Origin of the sequence: Pararhodobacter aggregans, from assembly GCF_003075525.1 — a bacterium.
GTDB lineage: Bacteria > Pseudomonadota > Alphaproteobacteria > Rhodobacterales > Rhodobacteraceae > Pararhodobacter > Pararhodobacter aggregans.
Genome location: NZ_QDDR01000003.1, coordinates 247,726 through 266,030 on the forward strand (window position 1 = coordinate 247,726; position 18,305 = coordinate 266,030).

20 protein-coding genes are annotated in these 18,305 nt (G+C 67.3%); 7 read left to right on the forward strand and 13 right to left on the reverse strand.

Annotation, left to right across the window (positions count from 1 at the left end):
- Nucleotides 1-102 precede the first annotated feature (102 nt).
- Both DDE23_RS08230 and DDE23_RS08235 read right to left on the reverse strand, forming a co-directional pair.
- Nucleotides 103-954: a methylated-DNA--[protein]-cysteine S-methyltransferase gene (locus DDE23_RS08230; protein ID WP_192883714.1), complete on the reverse strand. Its 852-nt coding sequence runs from the start codon at nt 952-954 to the stop codon at nt 103-105.
- Nucleotides 955-1,041: 87 nt separating this feature from the next.
- Nucleotides 1,042-2,217 (reverse strand): 4Fe-4S double cluster binding domain-containing protein, encoded by a 1,176-nt coding sequence (locus DDE23_RS08235; protein WP_244913102.1) that lies wholly within the window; start codon nt 2,215-2,217, stop codon nt 1,042-1,044.
- Nucleotides 2,218-2,319: 102 nt separating this feature from the next.
- On the opposite strand from DDE23_RS08235, the gene DDE23_RS08240 reads away from it, so the two are divergent.
- Genes DDE23_RS08240 through htpX form a run of 5 tightly spaced genes read left to right on the forward strand, consistent with a single transcriptional unit; the run spans nt 2,320 to nt 6,565 of the window.
- Entirely contained in the window at nt 2,320-3,537 is a 1,218-nt protein-coding gene (locus DDE23_RS08240; RefSeq protein ID WP_107751490.1) for an MFS transporter, read from the forward strand.
- Nucleotides 3,538-3,575: 38 nt separating this feature from the next.
- The gene (gene nth / locus DDE23_RS08245) at nt 3,576-4,220 is read left to right on the forward strand and encodes an endonuclease III (protein WP_107751491.1); all 645 of its coding nucleotides are present in this window, start codon (nt 3,576-3,578) and stop codon (nt 4,218-4,220) included.
- The gene (locus DDE23_RS08250) at nt 4,217-4,615 is read left to right on the forward strand and encodes a RidA family protein (RefSeq protein WP_107751492.1); all 399 of its coding nucleotides are present in this window, start codon (nt 4,217-4,219) and stop codon (nt 4,613-4,615) included. Before nth ends, DDE23_RS08250 begins: the two co-directional genes overlap by 4 nt.
- Nucleotides 4,612-5,604: an adenosine kinase gene (locus DDE23_RS08255; RefSeq protein WP_107751493.1), complete on the forward strand. Its 993-nt coding sequence runs from the start codon at nt 4,612-4,614 to the stop codon at nt 5,602-5,604. Before DDE23_RS08250 ends, DDE23_RS08255 begins: the two co-directional genes overlap by 4 nt.
- 55 nt (nt 5,605-5,659) lie before the next feature.
- Nucleotides 5,660-6,565, forward strand: coding sequence for a zinc metalloprotease HtpX (gene htpX / locus DDE23_RS08260; RefSeq protein ID WP_107751494.1), 906 nt, complete (start codon nt 5,660-5,662; stop codon nt 6,563-6,565).
- A gap of 172 nt (nt 6,566-6,737) precedes the next feature.
- Here htpX and DDE23_RS08265 read toward each other — a convergent pair whose 3' ends face one another.
- Genes DDE23_RS08265 through DDE23_RS08275 form a run of 3 tightly spaced genes read right to left on the reverse strand, consistent with a single transcriptional unit; the run spans nt 6,738 to nt 9,138 of the window.
- Nucleotides 6,738-7,868 (reverse strand): CaiB/BaiF CoA transferase family protein, encoded by a 1,131-nt coding sequence (locus DDE23_RS08265; RefSeq protein ID WP_107751495.1) that lies wholly within the window; start codon nt 7,866-7,868, stop codon nt 6,738-6,740.
- A complete protein-coding gene (locus tag DDE23_RS08270; protein ID WP_107751496.1) occupies nt 7,868-8,554 on the reverse strand; it encodes a DsbA family protein in 687 nt (228 codons plus the stop codon). Before DDE23_RS08270 ends, DDE23_RS08265 begins: the two co-directional genes overlap by 1 nt.
- A complete protein-coding gene (locus DDE23_RS08275; RefSeq protein ID WP_238149931.1) occupies nt 8,551-9,138 on the reverse strand; it encodes a DUF721 domain-containing protein in 588 nt (195 codons plus the stop codon). The genes DDE23_RS08270 and DDE23_RS08275 overlap by 4 nt, the downstream gene beginning before the upstream one ends.
- Before the next feature lie 86 nt (nt 9,139-9,224).
- Here DDE23_RS08275 and DDE23_RS08280 point away from each other — a divergent pair, with 86 nt between their 5' ends.
- Both DDE23_RS08280 and DDE23_RS08285 read left to right on the forward strand, forming a co-directional pair.
- A complete protein-coding gene (locus DDE23_RS08280) occupies nt 9,225-10,304 on the forward strand; it encodes an A/G-specific adenine glycosylase (protein WP_107751497.1) in 1,080 nt (359 codons plus the stop codon).
- Between the two features lie 22 nt (nt 10,305-10,326).
- Nucleotides 10,327-11,469 (forward strand): alkane 1-monooxygenase, encoded by a 1,143-nt coding sequence (locus tag DDE23_RS08285; RefSeq protein ID WP_107751498.1) that lies wholly within the window; start codon nt 10,327-10,329, stop codon nt 11,467-11,469.
- Between the two features lie 4 nt (nt 11,470-11,473).
- On the opposite strand, the gene DDE23_RS08290 is transcribed toward DDE23_RS08285, so the two are convergent.
- The 8 genes from DDE23_RS08290 to DDE23_RS08325 form a co-directional block, all read right to left on the reverse strand.
- Entirely contained in the window at nt 11,474-12,193 is a 720-nt protein-coding gene (locus DDE23_RS08290; protein ID WP_107751499.1) for a hypothetical protein, read from the reverse strand.
- An 81-nt stretch (nt 12,194-12,274) separates the two neighbouring features.
- Nucleotides 12,275-13,021: a hypothetical protein gene (locus DDE23_RS08295; protein ID WP_107751500.1), complete on the reverse strand. Its 747-nt coding sequence runs from the start codon at nt 13,019-13,021 to the stop codon at nt 12,275-12,277.
- A gap of 11 nt (nt 13,022-13,032) precedes the next feature.
- On the reverse strand, nt 13,033-13,773 hold the full coding sequence (locus DDE23_RS08300) for a hypothetical protein (protein ID WP_107751501.1): 741 nt from the start codon (nt 13,771-13,773) through the stop codon (nt 13,033-13,035).
- A gap of 71 nt (nt 13,774-13,844) precedes the next feature.
- On the reverse strand, nt 13,845-14,897 hold the full coding sequence (gene corA / locus DDE23_RS08305; RefSeq protein ID WP_107751502.1) for a magnesium/cobalt transporter CorA: 1,053 nt from the start codon (nt 14,895-14,897) through the stop codon (nt 13,845-13,847).
- A 10-nt stretch (nt 14,898-14,907) separates the two neighbouring features.
- Entirely contained in the window at nt 14,908-15,780 is an 873-nt protein-coding gene (locus DDE23_RS08310) for a DMT family transporter (RefSeq protein ID WP_107751503.1), read from the reverse strand.
- A 355-nt stretch (nt 15,781-16,135) separates the two neighbouring features.
- On the reverse strand, nt 16,136-17,041 hold the full coding sequence (locus DDE23_RS08315; protein ID WP_238149932.1) for an SDH family Clp fold serine proteinase: 906 nt from the start codon (nt 17,039-17,041) through the stop codon (nt 16,136-16,138).
- A 391-nt stretch (nt 17,042-17,432) separates the two neighbouring features.
- Nucleotides 17,433-17,804, reverse strand: a complete 372-nt coding sequence (locus DDE23_RS08320; RefSeq protein WP_107751505.1) for a hypothetical protein — start codon at nt 17,802-17,804, stop codon at nt 17,433-17,435.
- Between the two features lie 102 nt (nt 17,805-17,906).
- Entirely contained in the window at nt 17,907-18,191 is a 285-nt protein-coding gene (locus tag DDE23_RS08325; protein WP_107751506.1) for an HU family DNA-binding protein, read from the reverse strand.
- Nucleotides 18,192-18,305: the final 114 nt, after the last annotated feature.

The following is an 18,305-nucleotide window of genomic DNA, read 5'->3' on the forward strand; positions in this document are numbered from 1 at the left end:
CCGAAACCCTAGCGAAAGGCGTTTCCCGGCGACAGAGCCCGCAGCATGCCGCTCGCGTCAAGATTGCTTGATCGGCGGGTTGCCGCCAGCGGCATCGGCGGCTCAGGCCGCCTCGTCGCGCGCCGCCTCCCAGGCCAGCATGGCCCGCTTCACCGGAATCCCCCAGTGATAGCCGGTCAGCGCGCCCGATTTGGCCAGCGCCCGGTGGCAGGGGATCAGCCAGGAGATCGGATTGCGCCCGACCGCCGCCCCCACCGCCCGGTTGGCGGTCGGCTGGCCGATGGCGCGGGCGATCTCGGAATAGGTGGTGACCTTGCCCGAGGGGATGGACAGCAGCGCCTCCCAGACCTTGATCTGGAAGGGCGCGCCGATCAGGTAGAGCGGCGTCTCGCTCAGCCCGCCCTTCGCGCCAAAGGCGGTGTCGACCCAGGGCCTCAGCCGCATCGGATCCTCGACAAACCGCGCCTTCGGCCAGCGCCCGGTCAGATCGGCAAAGGCCGCCTCCGCCCCCATCTCGGCGGCGAAACCCATGCCGCAGAGCCCCTTGTCGGTCCCCATGACCAGCGCCGGGCCGAAGGGGCTGTCGAACCAGCCCCAATGGATCACCAGCCCCGCCCCGCCCTTGGCGTAATCGCCGGGCGTCATCGCCTCCCAGCGCAGGAACAGGTCATGCAGCCGCCCCGGGCCCGACAGCCCGCTGGCATGCGCCGCCTCCAGCACGGTGAACCGCTCGGCCAGCAGGCGCCGGGCATGGCCCAGCGCCAGATATTGCTGGTAGCGTTTGGGCGAGACGCCGACCCATTGCGTGAAGACCCGCTGGAAATGCGCCGGGCTCATGCCCAGCCGCCCGGCCAGCTCCTCCAGCGAGACCCGCTCGCCCGCCGCGTCGATCTCGGCAATCGCCCGGCCGATGACCCCGTAATGATAGGCCCGCTCGTCCTGATCCCCGTCCATCGCCCGCCCCTTCATTCTGCTGCAAATACGCCCTTCGGCACCAACCTATCCCCCGGGTGCCCGGGCTTCGACCCGGAACCTGCGCTTTCAGCCCGCCCACCAGTCGCGCGGCTTCAACCGTTTGGCCCGGCCGGACCGGTCGTCCAGCCACAGGGCCAGCCGTCGCAGCGGCGAGAGCGCCAGCTTCAGCCACAGCCGGTTGCGCCGCTTGCTGAAATCGCGGTTGAACGGGCAGACCCGCAGGCAGATCGCGCAGTCGGAGGCCAGTTTCGCCCAATAGCCGAAGCATTTCTCGGCGTCCGAGGTCCATTTGACCACGCCCTTGATGGCGCTGCGGTTGGTGCCGCCTGCCTCGGGCGCGCCGAAGGGCAGCGCCTTGACCGGGCAGCCCTCGGCGCAGCGGGTGCAGATGTCGCAGACCGCCTTCACGCCCAGCGGTTTCGGCGCGTCATGGGCCAGCGGCAGGTCGGTGAAGATCTTGGAAAACCGCAGCCTCGGCCCGAATTCGGGGGTGATGACCAGCTGGTTGCGGGCGTATTCGCCCAGACCCGCCTTCACCGCGAAGGGGATGACCAGCCCGGTGTCGTTCATCGAGGCCACTGCCCGATAGCCCATGTTGCGGATGAAGGCCGCAAGCTGCATCACGATCGCCGCCTCGTGGCTGTATTCCCGCCCCGTCGCCGCCCCGGCCAGCGCCGAGGGATAGGTCTGCACCAGCGGCGCATCCATCTGGTGCCCCAGCACGATGACCGAGCCGAGGCCGGGCGGCAGATCCACCGGCACCTCGGAAAAATCGCGGGTATCGACCTGCGAGGCATAGATCCAGCGCGGGTCCATCCCGGTGATGCCGCAGAGGTCCGCGCCAAAGAAGCGGGCGACGCGCTTGACCTCCTCGGCCATCGCCGCCGGGTCCTCGACCGGCACCTGCACCGGCGCCACCGGCGTGTCGGCGCGGATCGGCGCCTGAAACCCCTCGCGCACCCCCTCGGCGGCGGATCGGTTCGAGATGATATCGCTGACCAGCCAGGCCGCGTTCCGCAGCGCGAAATCCTTCTGCTGGAACCCCTCGCCCTTTCGCGGTGTGGCGTCGATCCGGTAGCTGCCGAAGAAGGCATCACTCTGTTTCGAGCGCACCGCAGGATCCCAGAATGCCCGGGTGAAGATGTCGTCGCGCTGGCGGAACCGCTCGAAATCCGCCGTCACCTCGATCCCGGCGGCGGCATCGAGCGGATCGGGCGGCAGGTTGTGACCGGGCATGCTCATGGCATCGACGCTACGCGGCGGGACCCGGTCAAGTCAAAGCCTCTGGACGCAGGCCCTGCCCCGCGCCAAGGTAGCGCCAACAGACCGCCTGGACCGACGCGCATGACCCTGCTGATTTCCTTCGCCGCGCTTTTCGTCTCGGTCTTCTTCCTGCAGCTGGGGCTAGGCGGCGTGGTGCCGCTGGACGCGCTGTCCGGCACCGTGCTGGGGTTCACCGCCGAACAGATCGGCACCATGGGCTCGGCGCATTTCCTGGGCTTCTTCGTCGGCTGCTGGTGGGCGCCGCGGCTGATGGGCGAGGTCGGCCACGCCCGCGCCTTCGCCGCCTTCACCGCCGCGGGCACCACCGGGATCCTGGCCCATATGATGTGGCTCGATCCCTGGGCCTGGGCGGGGATGCGCATGCTCTCGGGCCTGGCCGTCGCCGGGTGCTACACGATCATCGAGGCCTGGCTGCAATCCAAGGTCACGAACGAGACGCGCGGCCGGGCGATGGGCGTCTACCGGATGGTGGACGTGTCCGGCAACCTGGGCGCGCAGGTGCTGATCGCCTTCCTGCCGCCCGCGGCTTACGTCAGCTACAACCTGCTCGCGCTCTTCATGTGCTTCGCGATCTTCCCGCTGCTGCTGACCCGGGCCGAGGCCCCCTCGGCCGGTCCCGCCCCCCGCCTGAGGCCGAAACTCGCCTGGAGCAAATCGCCGCTCGGCGCCGTGGGCGTCGTCGTTTCGGGCATCACCGGCGCTGCCTTCCGCATGGTCGGCCCCCTCTACGGCATCGCCGTGGGGCTCGAGGCCGACCGCATCGCCCTGTTCCTGTCCGCCTATGTCGTGGGCGGGGCGCTCGCGCAATTCCCGGTCGGCTGGATCGCCGACAAATACGACCGACGGCTGGTGCTGATCGGCATTTCCGTGGCCTCGATCCTGGGTTGCGTGGCGATGATCGCCGGGGCGCAGGGCAACGTCGTCACCATCTTCCTCGCCGCCGCCTTCTTCGGCTTCACCACTTTCCCGATCTATTCGATCTCGACCGCGCATGCCCATGACTTCGCCGAACAGCATGAACGGGTCGAACTCAGCGCCGCGCAGATGTTCCTCTATGCGGTGGGCGCCATCGCCTCGCCGGTGATCGCCTCGGCGCTGATCTCGGGCTTTGGACCCGCCTCGATGTTCATCTTCATCGCGCTGGCGCATGTGCTGCTGATCGTCTTCGGGCTTTACCGCATGCAGGTCGGCCGCACGCCCCCCGCCCATACGCCCTATGTCTATACGCCGCGCACGTCCTTCCTGATCGGGCGTTTGCTCCGGCGGCGTGACGACTAGCCCTTGCGCCACGGCCCCGGCCGGGGCAAGGAACCGACATGGCCGCGCAACTCGATTACCTCACCCTCAAAGAGATCTTCCGCCGTTTCCAGGCGGCCGAGGCCGAACCCAAGGGCGAACTCGACCATACCAACGCCTTCACCCTGCTGGTGGCCGTGGCGCTTTCGGCGCAGGCCACCGATGTGGGGGTGAACCGGGCCACCAAGGCCCTGTTCCCCATCGCCGACACGCCGGAAAAGATGCTGGCGCTGGGCGAGGACGGGTTGATCGAGCATATCAAGACCATCGGCCTTTACCGCAACAAGGCCAAAAACGTCATCAAGCTCTCGCAGATCCTGGTCGATCACTACGGCGGCGAGGTGCCCTCGTCCCGCGCAGCGCTGCAATCCCTGCCGGGCGTCGGGCGCAAGACGGCGAATGTGGTGCTCAACATGTGGTGGGGCGTGCCGGCGCAGGCGGTCGACACGCATATCTTCCGCATCGGCAACCGGACCGGCATCTGCCCGGGCAAGGATGTCGACGTCGTGGAACGCGCCATCGAGGACAATATCCCCGCCGAATTCCAGCATCACGCCCATCACTGGCTGATCCTGCACGGCCGCTACGTCTGCAAGGCGCGAAAACCCAATTGCCCCGCCTGCCTGATCCGCGATCTCTGCCCCTTTGAGGAAAAGACCCTATGACCCGCAGCCTCGTCTCCTCGGGATCCTATCTCGAACCCATCATCGGCTTCAGCCGCGCCGTGCGCATCGGCCAGCATGTCTCGGTCGCCGGCACCGCACCGATTGCCGAGGGCGGTGGCACGGCGGGCGTGGGCGACATGGCCGCGCAGATGCGCCGCTGCCTCGAGATCAGCCTCAAGGCCCTTGCGGATGCCGGCGCCCGGCCCGAGGACGTGATCCGCTCGCGCATCATCGTCACCGACATCACCCGCTGGGAAGAAGCCGCGCGGGTCCATGGCGAGGTCTTCGGCGAGATCCGCCCGGCCTGCACCGTCATGGCCGTGTCAGGCTTCGTCGACCCCGAATGGCTGGTCGAAACCGAAATCGACGCGATCATCCCGGAGGCATCGCAATGAGCAAAACCTATCAGGTCGCCGGCATCGGCAATGCCATCGTCGATGTGATCTCGACCGTGGACGACCATTTCCTCGACCATATGGGCATCCACAAGGGGATCATGCAGCTGATCGAACGGGAGCGCGCCGAGACCCTGTTCGGCGCCATGCGCGACCGGCAGGAGGCCGCGGGCGGCTCGGTCTGCAACACGATCGCGGGCGTGGGCGCGCTGGGCCTGAAAACGGCGCTGGTCGGCCGGGTGCGCGACGACAGCCTGGGCCGGTTCTTCGCGCAGGACACCGAACGCACCGGCACCGCCTTCGTCAATGCGCCGGTGACGGGCGGCGACCTGCCGACCTCGCGCTCGATGATCTTCGTCACGCCCGATGGCGAACGCTCGATGAACACCTATCTCGGCATCTCGTCCGAAGTCGGCCCCGACGATGTCGACGAAGCGGTGATGGGCAACAGCGAGGTCGTGTTCCTCGAAGGCTATCTCTTCGACAAGGACAAGGGGAAAGAGGCCTTCCTGAAAGCCGCCCGCGCCTGCCACAAGGGCGGCGGCCGCGTCGGCATCGCGCTGTCGGATCCCTTCTGCGTCGACCGCCACCGCGCCGATTTCCGCCGTCTGGTGGCGAACGAGATGGATTACGTCATCGGCAACGAGAAGGAATGGACCTCGCTCTACCAGGCCAATGACCTCGACGAGGCGCTGGCCCAGGCGGCCGAAGATTGCGGCATCGTGGTCTGCACCCGCTCGGGCGATCCGGTGGTGCTGATCCAGAACGGCCACCGCGTGACGGCCCCGGTGCGCACCGTGGTCCCGGTCGATGCCACGGGCGCGGGCGACCAGTTCGCGGCGGGCTTCCTTTACGGGCTGGTGACGGGCCATTCGATGGAGACCTGCGGCCGCATGGGCAACATCGCCGCGGCCGAAGTCATCGGCCATATCGGCGCCCGGCCCCGCGCGAATGTGCTCGCCCTCTACAAGGGTGAAGGGCTGCTCTGATCTTGCAGCGCGCCCGGCACACCCCATATCGGAAACCGTAAGAACGGAGGCGATCATGGGCTACGTCAAGACCGGGATCCTGATGGCGGCGATGACCGCCCTGTTCCTCGGCATGGGCTATCTCATCGGCGGGGGCACCGGCGCGCTGATCGCGCTGGTGGTGGCGGCGGGCATGAATGCCTTCAGCTACTGGAATTCGGATTCGATGGTGCTGCGGATGCATAACGCGCGGCCGGTCGATGCCCATACCGCGCCCGAACTGCAACAGATCGTCATGGAGCTGTCGCGCAACGCCGGGCTGCCGACGCCCAAGGTCTATGTGATCGAGAGCGACCAGCCCAACGCCTTCGCCACCGGCCGCAACCCCGACAACGCCGCGGTGGCGGTGTCGCGCGGGCTGATGGACCGGATGACGCGGGAAGAGGTGGCGGCGGTCGTCGCGCATGAACTCGCGCATATCAAGAATTACGACACGCTGACGATGACCATTACCGCAACCTTCGCCGGTGCGATCTCGATGCTGGCGAACTTCGCCATGTTGTTCGGCGGCAACCGCGAACGGGCCAATCCCATCGCCATGATCGCCATGATGATCCTGGCGCCGCTGGCTGCGGCGCTGGTGCAGATGGCGATCTCGCGGTCGCGGGAATACGAGGCCGACCGGATCGGCGCCCAGATCGTCGGCAACCCGCTGTGGCTGGCCGATGCGCTGCGCAAGATCCAGGGCTACGCCAGCCGGATCGACAACGACGCGGCGGAGAGGAACCCGGCGACGGCGCATCTGTTCATCATTAACCCGCTGCACGCCCACGCCCGGGACAAGCTCTTCTCGACCCACCCGGCGACCGAGAACCGCATCGCCGCGCTCGAGGCCATGGCCCGCGAGCAGGGCGCCCGGCCCATGCCGCGCCCCACCTCCTCGCGCCCCGTCTCCCGCCAGAACCCGGGCCCCTGGGGCTGAACCGGCCCGCCTGTGGCTTCTGTCGGACCGGGGGGCCAGCCCCCCGGACCCCCCGGGATATTTAGAGAACAAAGAAGCGCGATTTACCTTTCATCAAGGTTAACGCGCCCCCAATCCCGGGAGCGCGCCTTGCTCATTTTTGTTCTGCAAATATCCTGGGGGGCTTGGGGGGCTAGCCCCCCAATGTCCCGTCCGCCTCACCCAGCGCCGGCGCCGGCAAGGACGCGCTGCAGCGCTCGCCGTCGATCACAAAGGGCGAGCGCACGCCCTCGTGCGGGCCCAGCGACAGCCGCATCCCCCGCGCCGCGACCTGCGGATCGGCGAAGACCTCGTCCATCGTGTTGATCGGCCCGGCCGGGATGCCCTGCGCCTCGCAGGCGGCCAGAAGATCGGCCTTGCTCCAGCCGCGGGTCTTCTCGGTCAGCAGCGCCACCAGCGCGGCGCGGTTGGCCACGCGGTCGGCGTTTTTCAGATAGGCGGGGTCGGTGATCAGCCCCTCCAGCCCCAGCACCCGGCAGAGCCGCTGGTACTGGCCGTCGTTGCCGGTGGCGATGATGATATGGCCGTCCGCGACCTCGAACACCTGATAGGGCACGAGGTTCGGATGCCAGTTCCCGGTCCGGCCCGGCGGCTGGCCCGAGGCGAGGTAGTTCATCGCCTGATTGGCCATCACCGAGACCGCGCAATCCAGGAGCGCCATGTCGATATGCGCGCCCTGCCCGGTGCGCGCACGCTCCACCACCGCCGCCAGGATCGCGGTCGAGGCATAGATCCCGGTGAACAGATCCGTCACCGCCACGCCCACGCGATGCGGCTCGCCCTCGGCCGGGCCGGTGATCGACATCAGCCCGGACATGCCCTGGATGATGTAATCGTAGCCCGCGCGATGCGCATAGGGGCCGTCCTGCCCGAAGCCGGTGATCGAGCAATAGATCAGGCGCGGAAACTCGGCCTTCAGCGTCGCGTAATCCAGCCCGTATTTGGCCAGCCCGCCGACCTTGAAATTCTCGATCAGGATATCGGCATCGGCCAGCAGCGCCTTGACCCGCGCCTGCCCCTCGGGTGTGCGGAAATCGGCGGTGACCGAGCGTTTGCCCCGGTTGGCGGAATGGAAATAGGCCGCGACGGGGGTGCCGTCGCGGTCGATGAAGGGGGGACCCCATTGGCGGGTGTCGTCGCCTTCGGGCGCCTCGACCTTGATCACCTCGGCCCCGAGGTCGGCCAGCGTCTGACCGGCCCAGGGACCGGCCAGGATGCGGGCCAGTTCGACGACCCGCAGCCCCGCGAGCGGCTTGGCGGACATCAGGTCAGCAGCGGATCGAGGATCGCGCGGAACTCGTCCATGCTCATGTTGGAATAGGTCGTGCCGTTGATCACGAAGCTGGGCGTGCCCTGGATGCCGTATTCGGTCATCCCCTCCTGATAGACCTGCATCATCGCCGTGGCGAGGTCGCGGTCGGTCAGGCATTGGTTCAGCTCGTCGTCGGACATGCCGGCGCGGCGGCCGATGCGGCGCAGGTTGTCGGCCACGGCATTGCCGTCGGCACCGCGGGCCCATTGGTTCTGCTCGTCATAGAGCATGTCCGAGATGCCGAAATAGCGCATCTCGCCGCCGCAGCGGGCGACCAGCGCCGCCCAGAGGCCGTAGGCGTCGAAATAGACCTCGCGGTATTCGAAGCGCACCTTGCCGGTGTCGACGTATTCGGCCTTGAGCGCCGGCCAGACATTGGCGTGGAAGCTGGCGCAATGCGGGCAGGTGTAGGAGGCGAATTCGATGATCGTCACCTCGGCGTCGGGATTGCCCAGCACCAGATCCATCACGCGCGAGGTATCGACCGCGCCTTCACCGGTCTGCGCCTGGGCGGCGGTCGGCAGCAGCGTCTGCGAGAGCGAGGGCGCGCGGCCGCCGGTCAGGCTGTTCAGACCGGCATAGGCGCCGGCGGCGACCACGGCGGCGCCCCCGGAGAGGAGAAGCGAGCGTCGGTTCATGGATCTTCCTTTCTGTCGCCGGCAGGGCCCTTTGCCCCGAGCCGGTCCTGTCGCAAGAGAACTTGAGTGGCCAGCCGCTCGAGCGCGCTTTTCAGCCCGCTGTCGGCCACCCCCTCGGTCAGCCCGTCCAGCACGCCCTGCGCGCGGGCCAGCGCCTGGGCCGAGGGGCGGGTGATATTCGGCCCGTCGAAGGGGCGCTGGGCCTCGGCCAGACCCGCCATTGTGCCGCGGGCCGAGGTCTGGGTCACGCGGATCCGGGCGATCGCGGCATAGCCGTAGATCGCGTTGACCCGTTCGCGCAGCTTGTCCGCCTGCATCTGCACCAAAGGCGCCGCCGCGCCCGAGGTGAGCAGCGTCAGTGTCGCGCCCAGCCCCTGTTTGGCGTAGCTGACATTGACCGGGCGGCAGAGCGGTGCCAGGTCCGGCCCGGCCACTTCCGGCCAATGGGTCAGCAGGCGGGTCACGGCGAAGCCGCGGGTTTCCCCCGCCTTGCGGATCGGATCGCGCAACAGGCCAGCCGCAGCCTCGAACCCCCGCATGCGGCGGGGACCCCGGGGGCCGGTTCTGTCGGCGGGTTTGCTCATGCGGCGGGCGGCTTTCCTGTCACTCACGAATATCTTAGTGAGTTCGCAGACCTTGGCCAGAGGGTCCAGCGAGGGGAGCGTCAAGAATGCGTGACGGAATCGAGAGCGCGGCGGTCGCCCCGGCGCTTCTGCGCTGGTACGATTCCGCCGCCCGGGTGCTGCCCTGGCGCGTCGGCCCCGCCGAGCGCGCGGCGGGCGAGATCCCCGATCCCTATCGCGTCTGGCTGTCCGAGGTGATGCTGCAACAGACCACCGTGGCGACGGTGAAGGGCTATTTCCACCGTTTCACCACCCGCTGGCCCGATGTGCAGGCGCTGGCCGCCGCCGCGGATGCCGAGGTGATGGGCGAATGGGCCGGGCTTGGCTATTACGCCCGCGCCCGCAACCTGATCGCCTGCGCCCGGGCCGTGGTGGCGCAGGGCGGTTTCCCCGATACGCTGGAGGGCTTGCGCGCCCTGCCGGGGATCGGCGCCTATACCGCGGCCTCGGTCGCGGCCATCGCCTTTGACCGGGCCGAGACGGTGGTTGACGGCAACGTGGAGCGCGTGGTCGCGCGGCTTTTCGCAGTGACCGAGCCCCTGCCCCGCGCCAAGCCAGGGCTGGCGAAGCTGGCGGCCCGGCTCACGCCCCGGGAGCGGCCCGGCGATTTCGCGCAGGCGATGATGGATCTGGGCGCGACGATCTGCACGCCGCGCAATCCGCGCTGCGCCGACTGCCCGCTGGAGGGGTTCTGCGCCGCCGCCCATCAGGGCATCGCCGCCGATCTGCCGATGAAGACCGCCAAGGCGCCGAAGCCCACCCGGCGCGGTTATGCCTATGTGGCGATCCGGGCGGATGGGGCGCCTTTGCTGGAGACCCGGCCGCCCAAGGGCCTGCTGGGCGGGATGCCCGGCTGGCCCGGCAGCGACTGGGGCGAAGACCCCGCGCCGCAGCCGCCGCTGACTGCCGAGTGGACGGAACTGCCGGGCGTGGTGAAGCACACCTTCACCCATTTCCATCTGGAACTCACGGTCCTCATGGCGCATGTGCCGCTGGGCGCCAATCCGCAGAGGGGCGACTTCCGCCCCGGGTTCGACCCCGGCGACCTGCCGACCGTGATGCGCAAGGTGCATGACCACGCGTCCGCGGCATCAAGCGATCTTTTCGGCCCGCGCCCCGGGGCGTAGACTCGGGGCATCGGAGGCCCCCATGTCCACAGCCCGCCCCCTCGGTTCCGTCATCCAGGCCCTGCCCTTCTGGGCCTCGCTCGGCTTCGTGCCGCTGGTCTGGGCCGGTGCGGCCTATGGCGGCTGGATGGTGGCGCTGGTGCCGCTCTATACTTTCGGGCTCTTCTCGCTGCTCGACGCCGTGACCGGGCTCAACACCGCCAATCCCGATACCGAGACCCCGGTGCAGGAGTTGCGCTGGTATCGCGCCATCACGCTGATCTGGTTCCCGGTGCAGGCCTTCCTGATCTACGGGCTGATCTGGTACGTGACCCAGCGCGCCACGCTGGCCTGGTGGGAGGTGCTGATCCTGTTCCATGCGCTGGGCGTGGTCAGCGGCGGGATCGGCATCACCTATGCCCATGAGCTGATGCATCAGAAAACCCGGGCCGAGCGCTGGCTGGGCGACCTGCTGCTGGCGACCACGCTCTATTCGCATTTCCGCTCCGAGCATCTGCGGGTCCATCACCTCTGGGTCGGCACCCCCGCCGATCACGTCACCGCCCGCTATAACGAGGGGTTCTGGCGCTATTTCCTGCGTGTGCTGCGCGGTTGCCCGGCCTCGGCCTGGCGTAGCGAGGTGGCGATGCTGGCCCGCGCCGGCAAGGGACCGTTCGACCGCGCCAATCCGTTCTGGCGTTATGCGGGGTTGCAGGCGCTGGCGCTGCTGGCGGCGGTTCTGGCGGGTGGCTGGCTGGGGCTCCTGCTGTTCCTCTTTCAGGCGCTGACCGCCATCACGCTGCTGGAACTCACGAACTACATCGAGCATTACGGCCTGACCCGCCGCCATCTGGGCGAGGGGCGGTACGAGCCCGTGCGGCCGCATCACAGCTGGAACGCCTCGCACCGGGCCTCGAACTGGCTGCTTATCAACCTGCAGCGCCATTCCGACCACCATTACAAACCCGACCGCCGCTATCCCCTGTTGCAGACCTATGCCGAGGCCGAGGCCCCGCAACTGCCGCTGGGCTATCCGACCATGGTGGCTGCGGCGGCGATCCCGCCCCTCTGGCGGCGGATCATGAACCCGAAAGTCCGCGCCTGGCGGCGGCATTTCTACCCGGATATCGAGGATTGGTCCGCCTACAAGGCCGGAACCACCCCGATGCCACGCGGCCTGCGCTGAGGGGTCAGTAAAGCCCCGCCACCGTTGCCAGATCCGCCCGGATCCGGTCCGCCCCGGGGAAATCCGCGTCGCGGGCGACGGTCAGATACTCGGTGAAGGTCTGGCAGAGGGCCCGGTCATTCGGGTCCATCGCCGCGATCCGGTCGAACCAGGCACCGTCCGCGCCCTGATCGGCCAGACGCTGGCTGATCGCGGCGTAATCCGCGTCGCTGGCCAGATCCCGGTGCGGAACGGCATCGCGGCTGGCATCGGCAATGGCGAGGCGCTGGCGATAGGCCTCTTCCAGCACGCCCTCGGTCAGATAGCGGTGGTCCGACCCCAGCGCGCCGGGCCCCTGCACCACGACCCGGGCGCAGAGCATCGGCTGGCTCGCCAGCCCCTGCAGCATACGAAGCTGCGTATCCAGCAGCGCCACCAGATCGCCATCAGGCGCCTGCGCGACCATGCCCATGATCGGCGCCATGATCTCGGCGTTGAGGGTGCTCAGCCGCTCGAACCCGGCGGCCGAGAACCCGTCAGGCTCGGAAACGACCTCGCGCAAACTGTCCACCATGCGCTGCGCTTCGGCCGGGAAATAGGCCATGAGCCCCGGCATCGCACTGCGCGCCGGTTCCGACGCCAGAACCAACGCGACCCGTTCGGCAATCCCGGCAGGGGCGACTTCGGCCTGAGCCGGGATCGCACTCGCGATCAGCAGGGCGGTGAGCGGGGCGTTCAGTGGCATGGCGGGCCTCCGGGGTTCTGGGTGACGATACAGAATGTCTAGCGCAGGGTCGGGGGCACGGCTGTTCCGCCGGGAACCCGCTCAGCCGTTGGCCAGCGCTGCCACCCAGGCGCGGCGCAGGCGGTCGGCGCCCTCGAACTCGCCATGACGCACCGCTTTCAGGATGGTGACAAAGGCCACGCCCAGCCGCGGCTCCTCGGGGTCCAGCCGCTCCAGCACCGCAAAGGCGTCGTCCATGCCCCAGACCCGGGCCAGCGCCGCCTGCAAAGGCTCGTAATCGCCGACCACCGGCATCGCCGCCCCCACGGGCGCCCCGCGATACTGCGCCATGGCGCGATAGACCCGGGTCCTGATCCGCTCGCTTTCGGCGAGGATACCGTCCGGCTCCGAGCCCGACAGCGCCTTGATCCCCCGCACCACGAAACGCGAGGCCAGCAGTGGCTCGCCCTCGAACCGGCGGTAGAGAGCGATCTGGTCATCCAGCAGGGCGTCGATCTCGGCCCCGGGGATCGACAGCACCGCCGCGCCCAGACCGCGCCGCACCGCGGCCGCCGCATTGGCGATAGCGACCTGCCGTTGCCAGACGCTGCCCGGCCCGCGGGCGATCCGGATCATCTTGCGGCGAAGCATCCGGGCATCGGCCGGAAAATGCGCCGCCATTGCCGCAAAAAGGCTGCGCCCCGGCTCCAAGGCCAGAGCCTGGTCCACAAGGCGACTGGCGGCGCGGCGCCGGGCCAGCGCCTGCCGGCCAAGGCCCCAGCCGCCCCAGAGACCGCCCAGCGCCGCACCGGCCAGCGTGGCGGCGACGGCGGTTTCCATGCCGATCATCGCCCGCCCCCTCAGCCGCCAAACAGCGACACGACGATCTCTAGCCGCATCCGGTCGGCGCCCTCGCTTCCGGCGCCGCGCAGGCTGGTCAGAAGCCGGCGATAGGCACCGCAGAGCTGCGGGTCGGCCGGATCGCGCGCCTCGACCGCGGCCAGATCGGCATCGGTCCCGCCATCGGCCAGAAACACCGGGGCGAAGGCGTCGAAATCCGCCTCCTCGACATAGCGCCGGTCTACGGCGAAGCGGTAGCGGTCCATCGTGGCGTAAAGCCGCTCGGCCGCCTCGGCCAGTTGCACGGGATCAAGCCGCGGGTCGCCGGGCTGCACCGAGGTCAGCCCCCCTGCCGCGATGGCCGAACAGGCGGTGGTGTCGCTGTCGAAGGGCGCGATGGAGACCAGCCAATCGTCCAGAATCGCCACGATCTCGGCATCCGTGGCGGCGCGCAGCCCCTCGGCCAGCCGGAAATGGATCTCGCCCGCCTCGCGCGACAGGACCACCAGCGCCGCGTCGTTCGGCCGTCCGCCGCGATAGGCGTCCAGCATCAACCCCCGCAGCTGCACCGCCTCGATCGGGAAATGCCGCCGCATCGCCTGATAGGTGCTCGCGACCGGCTCCTGCGCCAGGATCGCATCGACCCGCTCGGCGGCGGTGGGGGTCGTGGCGGCCAGCACCCCGATCACCACGCCCTTGGCAAGGACGAAGGCACCGGCGGCAAGGCCCCAGGTGAGCATGGATTTCAATGTGCGGTTCATGGCGGGGCTCCTGTCTCTGGCTTGCCCCCTTGTTCCATGCCACCGCCGGCTGCGCTGTTCCCCGGGGAACCCTAGCGTTTCGGCCCCAGCCAGCCCTTGCGCCGAAACCACCAGGCCAGCACGCCCGCGATCACCGCCATGAAGGCCATCACGGCGGGATACCCCCAGCGCCAGTGCAATTCCGGCATGTCGTCGAAATTCATCCCATAGACCCCGACGACGAAGGTCAGCGGGATGAAGATCGTGGCGATCAGGGTCAGGACCTGCATCACCTCGTTGATCTTGTTCGACTGGCTGGACAGCAGGATATCGACCAGCCCCGTCGCGATCTCGCGGTAGGTCTGCAAGGTCTCGATCAACTGCACCGCGTGGTCCTGGCAATCCCTCAGGTAAAGCCGCGTCGTCTCGGTGAAGCGGGGCGTCTCCTCTCGGGTCAGGGCCGAGACCAGATCGCGCAGGGGCCAGACCGCGCTGCGGACGGCCATCAGGTCACGCTTGATGGCGTGGATATCGCCCATCTCGGTGGCGCTGGCCTTGAAGACGACCTCATCCTCCAGCGCTTCCAGCTGCTCGCCCAGGGTCTCCAGCACCGGAAAAAAGGCGTCGATCACCGCATCCAGCAGGGCGTAGCACAGGTAATCGGCACCGCGCTTGCGCATCTGGCCCTGCGGGTTCCTCAGCCGCACCCGCACCGGGTCGAAGACATCGCCCGAGCGCTCCTGAAAGGTGATGACGAACCCGTCGCCCAGAAACATCGTCACCTGCTCGGTCGCGACCAGCCCCGCCCGGCGGTCCGGCATCCGCAGCGCGATGAACTGATGCGCCTCGTATTCCTCGGCCTTGGGGCGCTGGTGGCCGTTGACCACATCCTCCAGCGCCAGCGGATGCAGGCCGAAGATCTCGCCGATCCGCTGCAAAAGCGCGGTATCGGCCAGCCCGTCGACGTTCAGCCACAGCACCGTGCCGGGCTTGCAGGTCAGGATCTGGTCGCTCTCTTCCACACCCTCGGCCGAATAGCGGAAGGCGTGGATCGTCGACGGATGCGCACCGGGGTCGGCGGTCAGCGTGCCGGGGGCGGTGCCGGGCGGCGAGCGGCGGCGGCGGATGTAGCGGGGCGGTTTCATGGCCGGAAAGCTAGCGCGCGGCCGGGGCCTTGGAAAGCTGCACCGCCAGAATCCCGGCCATGATGATCGCCACGCCGATCACATCGGTCAGGTTCAGCGTCTCGCCCAGCAGGGCGGCGGCGATGGCCACGCCGAAGAACGGGTTGAGGAAGTGGAAGGTCGCGCCCCGGATGGCGCCGATCCGCTGCACCAGCTTGAACCAGACCCAGGTCGCGGCGACGCCGGGAATGAGCGTGGTATAGAGGAAGGCGAGGATCAGCCGCGGGGTCCAGGTGACGGTCAGCGTCTCGAAAGCCAGCGCCGGGCCGATCAGCGCGGCGGCGCCGACCAGCATCTGCAGGCCGACCACCATCATCACGTTCCCGCCCGAGGAGGCGCCCCTGAGCGCCAGCGTCGCCACGGTCAGCGCCATGGCGGCGATCACGCAGAGGATGACGCCCAAGGGGTCGAGCCCCCCGCCGAAGCGCGCGCCCATGATGAGGATGACGCCGCCGAAGCCGGCGACGAGGCCCGCCACGGCCACGGGTTTCAGCCGGTCGCCGAGGAACAGGAACCCGGCGGCGGCGACCATCAGCGGCAGGGTCGAGGCGATGATGGCGGCGGCCGAGGCCTCGACCCATTGCATGGCGATGAAGTTGAGCCCGAGGTAAGCCGCGTTCTGGCAGAGGCCGAAGATGATCGTGGCCCGCCACTGGGCCCGGGTCAGGCGCCAGCTTTCGCCCATCAGCCGGGCGAGGATGATGGCGAAGAGGCCCGAGATGAGGAAGCGGAAGGAGAGGGCGTAGAGCGGCGGCGCGTCCTGGACGATCATGCGGGCCGAGGTGAAGGCCGAGGACCACATGAAGGCGAAGGCGAGGCCCATGAGGAGGGCTTTGAAATCCATGACATCCTCCCCGGGCCGGACGGGGCCCCCTCGGCAGGGATAACGGGGAAATCCGCAGAGGGGAAGAGGTGTCCCGCGTGTGGGACAGGGGGGCGGGGTGTGGGATTACAACGGGTTAGGGGGGTGCGTTAAGGTTTTGGCAGGAATGTCCCATGGGGTGGGGAGCGTCCGGTGGACCAAGGGAGGGGTAGGTGGGTAGGGTGCGCATTCATTGCGCACCGGGGAGCGGGTTGGGCGAGGGGAGCGGGTCGCGCCCGGTGAGGGGTGCGCAATGAATGCGCACCCTACGGCTCGCTGCACCCAGTGGGATGGCTCCAAGAGCTGGAATAGACCTCAAACTGCGGGTTACAAATCGTTAGCTAACCGCTGGCGACCAGGTCGCACCATGCGCATTCTGAATGATCTTAATAGCATTCGTTCTTGCGAATGAGGCGATAAAGGAGTGATGCACACTCAGAATATCCTCTTGAAGCTCTTGGTTATCCTCGATAGCCAAGACCTTGAGGCCCATTTCCTTACACTTGTCGATCAGGAAGTGATGAGCGTGGTCTGTAGTGCCAAGATAGTTCATGAGGTTCGCGACGGTCGCATTCGCGGCGACGGAAGGATTTTCCTCCTCGGATAGCATATTCGTCGCCAACCATTCACAGACCATGTCACGAGATCCGGCAACTGAACGCTCGCAGTCCAAAATAAATGCGGGCGGGTATTTCGCAAATATTTGCTGGTAAAGTAATTGCTTAAGTGGCTCCTTTTTGATTTCGATAATGGCTTGGTCGACTTCAGCGAGGACTCCCATTGCCGGATGGCCTCTAACTTGAGGATCGGTTGGCCCAAGGCAAGAGTGCTTTCCCATCAGCACCTGTCGACATGCGCACGCGATCATTGTTCCCGCAGACATCGCTATCTGTGGGACGATCGCTCTTATGTCGCGTCCGAACATCTTGTAAAGGTATTCGACCAGCGCCCTCGTCGCCTCTGTGCCACCTCCGGGCGTATGGAGAATTAGGTCAAGACCGCGATCACGAGGAACATTGTGAACGACCGCCATAAAGCCATTCATGTCCAGATCAGTAATCGCGGATTCCGGATGGGCACGACCATCCGAAGACTTCTTTTGAAGGAAGCCCGAGTAATAGGCGATTACGGTTCGGTCTACCCGCCTCTCTAGCGCGGAGAGATACTTGGCTCTTACACGGTCACAAGCGTCGGGTTTACCTATCCGCGAAATCTCGGCGTTGATCTCATTCCAAGTGGGCATCTCTGAGCACAGTGTCCGATCTAACAGTTATCGGAGTGAACTCGCCATAGCCAGAAAAAGCAAGAGATGTATCGCCGTTTACAACATCTAGTAACATGCTACCGGTGTTTGTAGCCGCGCAGAGATCGATACCCATATCAAGAAGGACGACCTCGCGTGCAGACTTAACGCGTTGCATAGCTTGGGGCTCCACTCTATAGGTGATTCGCTACACAGTAGCACCCACGTGTCAAGAGACAAGCGAATTGACCAAACAAGGTTCCGAAATTCTTGGCGTTCGAGTCTTGTTCCACACGTTTCCTACATCTTTCTTTAACAGCGTTGAGAGGGCACCTCCTGCGAGGAACATGAGCTTCCACTTTTGCAATGGATTGAGACTCCAGCATCCCCCTCACCCCTCCTTCTGAAACCATTTCTCCACATACTCCAGGATATCATCCACGATCCCCGGATGCGCCGCGTGCCGCGCGTCGATGCGGATGGTCCAGCCTGAGGGGGTCCATTCGCGCCGGAGCGTGTTCCCCGAATTGAGGCGCAGCACGCGGTGGGGGCGGCCTCGAGGCCGGGGAAATAGCGCCGCGCGCCCGGGATCAGGGCCCAGGGGGCGCGGGCCCTCGACGGGCCAGACCTCGACCGGCTGGCGCAGACCATCCTGCAGGATCGGCAGCAGGAGGGTGTCGAGCGGCCCCTCCTCCATCGCCAGCCGGTCACGCGGCAGGGCCTCGGGGTCGATGTCGGCAAGGGAGATCGGGGTGATGTCCATGGCGGGCTCCTTTGCCGCAGGAGGCCATGATCCGGTTGACGGAAAACGAAGAGGCCGCCCGGAGGGGCGGCCTTGCGGTCAGTCGCGCGGGCGAGCGGTGGCTCAGGCGACGGCGTCTTTCAGGGCTTTCGCCACGGTCACTTTCACGGCGCGGTCGGCGGGCTTGGTCAGCGTCTCGCCGGTGGCCGGGTTGCGGACTTCGCGCTCGGGGCGGGCGCGGCAGGCGACTTTGCCGATGCCCGGCAGGGTGACCGAACCGCCGGCGGCGACTTCGGTGGCGACGATCGAGGCAATGCCGTCCAGCGCGGCGGCAGCGGTCTTCTTGTCAGCGCCCATCTGCTCGGCAAGGGTGGCGACGAGCTGGGTTTTGGTCATCGGCTTGTTCATATCGGTGCTCTCCGTCTATCAAAACGCTGGCAGGCCGAGGCCTGCGTTGTTCAGCGCATCTATCGGCTGCGCGGGCCTCAGGCAATCGGAAAGCAGCGGGCATGCGGGGGATTT

Excerpts from the sequence above, each read along its gene's own strand:
- DDE23_RS08235 (WP_244913102.1), bottom strand. The coding sequence starts at position 2,217 with ATGAGCATGCCCGGTCACAACCTGCCGCCCGATCCGCTCGATGCCGCC.
- DDE23_RS08255 (WP_107751493.1), top strand. The coding sequence starts at position 4,612 with ATGAGCAAAACCTATCAGGTCGCCGGCATCGGCAATGCCATCGTCGAT.
- DDE23_RS08285 (WP_107751498.1), top strand. The coding sequence starts at position 10,327 with ATGTCCACAGCCCGCCCCCTCGGTTCCGTCATCCAGGCCCTGCCCTTC.
- DDE23_RS08315 (WP_238149932.1), bottom strand. The coding sequence starts at position 17,041 with ATGCCCACTTGGAATGAGATCAACGCCGAGATTTCGCGGATAGGTAAA.
- DDE23_RS08310 (WP_107751503.1), bottom strand. The coding sequence starts at position 15,780 with ATGGATTTCAAAGCCCTCCTCATGGGCCTCGCCTTCGCCTTCATGTGG.
- DDE23_RS08240 (WP_107751490.1), top strand. The coding sequence starts at position 2,320 with ATGACCCTGCTGATTTCCTTCGCCGCGCTTTTCGTCTCGGTCTTCTTC.
- DDE23_RS08275 (WP_238149931.1), bottom strand. The coding sequence starts at position 9,138 with ATGAGCAAACCCGCCGACAGAACCGGCCCCCGGGGTCCCCGCCGCATG.
- DDE23_RS08300 (WP_107751501.1), bottom strand. The coding sequence starts at position 13,773 with ATGAACCGCACATTGAAATCCATGCTCACCTGGGGCCTTGCCGCCGGT.
- DDE23_RS08250 (WP_107751492.1), top strand. The coding sequence starts at position 4,217 with ATGACCCGCAGCCTCGTCTCCTCGGGATCCTATCTCGAACCCATCATC.
- corA (WP_107751502.1), bottom strand. The coding sequence starts at position 14,897 with ATGAAACCGCCCCGCTACATCCGCCGCCGCCGCTCGCCGCCCGGCACC.
- nth (WP_107751491.1), top strand. The coding sequence starts at position 3,576 with ATGGCCGCGCAACTCGATTACCTCACCCTCAAAGAGATCTTCCGCCGT.
- DDE23_RS08320 (WP_107751505.1), bottom strand. The coding sequence starts at position 17,804 with ATGGACATCACCCCGATCTCCCTTGCCGACATCGACCCCGAGGCCCTG.
- htpX (WP_107751494.1), top strand. The coding sequence starts at position 5,660 with ATGGGCTACGTCAAGACCGGGATCCTGATGGCGGCGATGACCGCCCTG.
- DDE23_RS08325 (WP_107751506.1), bottom strand. The coding sequence starts at position 18,191 with ATGAACAAGCCGATGACCAAAACCCAGCTCGTCGCCACCCTTGCCGAG.
- DDE23_RS08295 (WP_107751500.1), bottom strand. The coding sequence starts at position 13,021 with ATGATCGGCATGGAAACCGCCGTCGCCGCCACGCTGGCCGGTGCGGCG.
- DDE23_RS08270 (WP_107751496.1), bottom strand. The coding sequence starts at position 8,554 with ATGAACCGACGCTCGCTTCTCCTCTCCGGGGGCGCCGCCGTGGTCGCC.
- DDE23_RS08265 (WP_107751495.1), bottom strand. The coding sequence starts at position 7,868 with ATGTCCGCCAAGCCGCTCGCGGGGCTGCGGGTCGTCGAACTGGCCCGC.
- DDE23_RS08280 (WP_107751497.1), top strand. The coding sequence starts at position 9,225 with ATGCGTGACGGAATCGAGAGCGCGGCGGTCGCCCCGGCGCTTCTGCGC.
- DDE23_RS08290 (WP_107751499.1), bottom strand. The coding sequence starts at position 12,193 with ATGCCACTGAACGCCCCGCTCACCGCCCTGCTGATCGCGAGTGCGATC.
- DDE23_RS08230 (WP_192883714.1), bottom strand. The coding sequence starts at position 954 with ATGGACGGGGATCAGGACGAGCGGGCCTATCATTACGGGGTCATCGGC.